This is a genomic window from Acidaminococcus sp. CAG:542 (assembly GCF_000437815.1).
GTDB lineage: Bacteria > Bacillota > Negativicutes > Acidaminococcales > Acidaminococcaceae > Acidaminococcus.
In genome coordinates this window covers 9,993-12,768 of record NZ_FR902040.1, presented here as the reverse complement: position 1 = coordinate 12,768, position 2,776 = coordinate 9,993, and the positions used below count along the sequence as shown (strand labels likewise).

Annotated in this window: 1 protein-coding gene and 1 pseudogene; both read left to right on the top strand. The window is 63.3% G+C overall.

The window, feature by feature from the left end; translation table 11 throughout:
• Window positions 1-2,562 (top strand): annotated as a pseudogene (locus tag QVO43_RS02635) (hypothetical protein); the annotation flags it as partial.
• A gap of 7 nt (window positions 2,563-2,569) precedes the next feature.
• Window positions 2,570-2,776: hypothetical protein (locus QVO43_RS02630; RefSeq protein ID WP_288174381.1), on the top strand; the 207-nt coding region annotated here is incomplete at its 3' end.

The following is a 2,776-nucleotide window of genomic DNA, read 5'->3' as shown; positions in this document are numbered from 1 at the left end:
GAAAACCGGGAACCGGAAGCTTCCCCGGAAGAAGCCACGGAAGAACCGGCCTCCCGGAAGACCCGGAACATCCGGAACCGGGACAAGGCCGCCCGGAACCGCCGGGGGAAGAAGAACGCCGCTCCGGAACCGGCCCCGGAAGAAACACCGGCTCCGGCAGAAGAGGCAGCACCGGAAGAAACAGCCGCCCCGGCCCAGCCGGAAGCCCCGGAAACTCCTGCTCCGGAACCCCGGAACACCCCGGCTCCCCAGCCGGAAGCCGCCCCGGCACCGGCAGAACCGGCCCCGGCTCCTGCCGAACCGGCCGCTCCGGCGGAACCGGAAGAAGAACCCTTCACCACCTATGTGGGCCGGATCAACATTGTGGACAGCTTCTACAACTTCACCCCCATGGGGGTATGGGAACAGGGAACCTACCGGGCCCTGACCCCGGAAGAAATCGATGCCCTGATCCCCCGGGCGGAACAGTACAAGAACATCAACCTGTGGTACAGCCTCCACAGCGACCAGAAATACATGGAAGAACACTTCCACGAAAACGATATCGTCTTCCTGGACCTGGGACCCCATTCCCTGGTGGAAAACAAGGACAGCCAGGGGAATCTCCGGTCCACCGCCTACCGGGTGTTCTGCATCGACGCCCTGAAGGACGGCCGTCTCCGGTTCCCCTTTGGGGAAGGGCTCTATGAACAGGTGCCGGAGACCCATCTCCTGGATCCTCTTTCCATGGATACGGTGCTCCGGCTCCAGGAACCGGGCCTTTTCGCCGGCAAGCAGATCCTGCTCCAGCTCCGGGACGGGTGGATCGCCGGGCCCTATGAGGTTCAGAAGAACATCCGGTTCGGCTTCTTCCTCCAGAGCGATGTGCCGGAAAACCAGTACCTGTTGACCGCCTGCCCGCCGGAAGCCTGGCAGCCCGTCACCTTCTACCCGGCAGAAGGCACCTGGGCCAGCCGGCAGGAAAAGACGGAATGGGTGTTCTGGCACCGGGTGCCCGGGTCTCCCTCCCAGCTGGTGGACCGGGTGCCGGACGAAGTGCTCCTCCGGAGCCTGGTGAAATCCGTCCAGGTGGACGAAGGGGACCTGGTGAAGCCCGGGGTGCTGAAAAGCTTCCTGGAACGGGAAAAGACCCAGCTGTTCAGCGGCCTCCCGACCCACATCCGCCAGGGACGGATCGCCCGGCTGGAAGCCATCCTGGAAGGGGACGACGCTGCCCGGGAAGGGTATGAACAGGTGGGGGACTTTCTCTACCGGCATCTGCTGGAAAACCTGAACAAGCGGTGGAGCCAGGACTTCATCACCGCCCTTTTGGAACGGTATCCGGACATCTGGCAGGACCTGGGCAGTGCCAAAGGGCTGCCCGCCCGTACCCGGAAGGCCCTGGCCCAGGCGGAACAGCGGAAGAACCAGAAGCCCCGGCCCCAGAGCCCGGAAGCACTGGCGGAAGCCATCAACAGCCTGCCTGCCTCCGGCACCAACAACCGGAAGGCCCTGGACTATCTGATCACCGCCATCCAGAAGGAACGGCCCCAGTACAGCCGGAACCTGATCCTGAACCTGCTGATCTGCACCCACCAGGGGTTCCTTACCGTATTCTCCGGGGCTCCCGGCAGCGGCAAGACCTCCTTCTGCAACCTGTTGGGGAAGGTGCTGGGGCTCACCCAGTTCGACCGGAAGATCGGGGAACAGGAATTCATGAGCACCGCCAACCGGTACATCCCGGTGTCCGTGGAACGGGGCTGGACCTCCAAACGGGACCTGATCGGGTACTACAACCCGCTGACCCGGACCTTTGAGGAAAGCAACCGGGACGTGTACGACGGGCTGAAGCTGCTGGACTGGGAAAAGACCCGGGGGATCCGCCAGTTCCCCTATTACATCCTGCTGGATGAGGCCAACCTGTCCCCCATGGAATACTACTGGGCGGACTTTATGAACGTGTGCGACGACTGGGACGGGGAACACACCCTGAGCCTGGGGTACAACCACCGGCTCCAGCTGCCGGAGACCCTCCATTTCCTGGCCACCATCAACAACGACCACACCACCGAGACCCTGTCTCCCCGGCTCATCGACCGGGCCTGGATCATCACCCTGCCCCGGACTGACGCGGTGCCGGAAATGACCCAGGGAATCAGCCAGGGGGATATCCAGCTGCTGTCCTGGAGCCAGCTGAAGAGCCTGTTCGACGTGGCGCCCCGGGAAAGCTGCCAGCTGACCAGTGTGGAACAGAACGTGTACGACCGGATCAAAGCCCGGCTGGCGGAACAGAACATCTACCTGAGCATGCGGATCGAGCTGGCCCTCCGCCGGTACTGGAAGGTGGCCGCCCGGCTCATGGAACCGGAAGACCACATCCGGCCCGGGATCATCGCCCTGGACTATGCGGTGGCCCAGAAGATCCTGCCCAAACTCAGCGGCAACGGGGCGGAATACGAAAAATGGCTGATCCAGTTCCGGGACGATTGTGAAGGCAACCGGATGGTCCAGAGTGCGGCCCTGCTGGACCAGATCCTCCAGTGGGGGAACCGGCGGATGAAGTTCTTCCAGTTCTTCCACTAAGATGGCCATGGAACAATTCATCCGTCTCCGGGAACAGAACGGAGAAGTCCTGACTCTGCCGGTGACCCGGGAGCCCCGTCCCCATTCGGCGGAACGGGTGCTGGCCGCCGCCGGTCACCAGGGGGTGCGGGAAAACCTCCACTACGACCTGGAACTGCCGGGAGACTGGGACTGCACAGGGGCCGGGGTATCCCTTAACGGGAAGCCCCTCAAC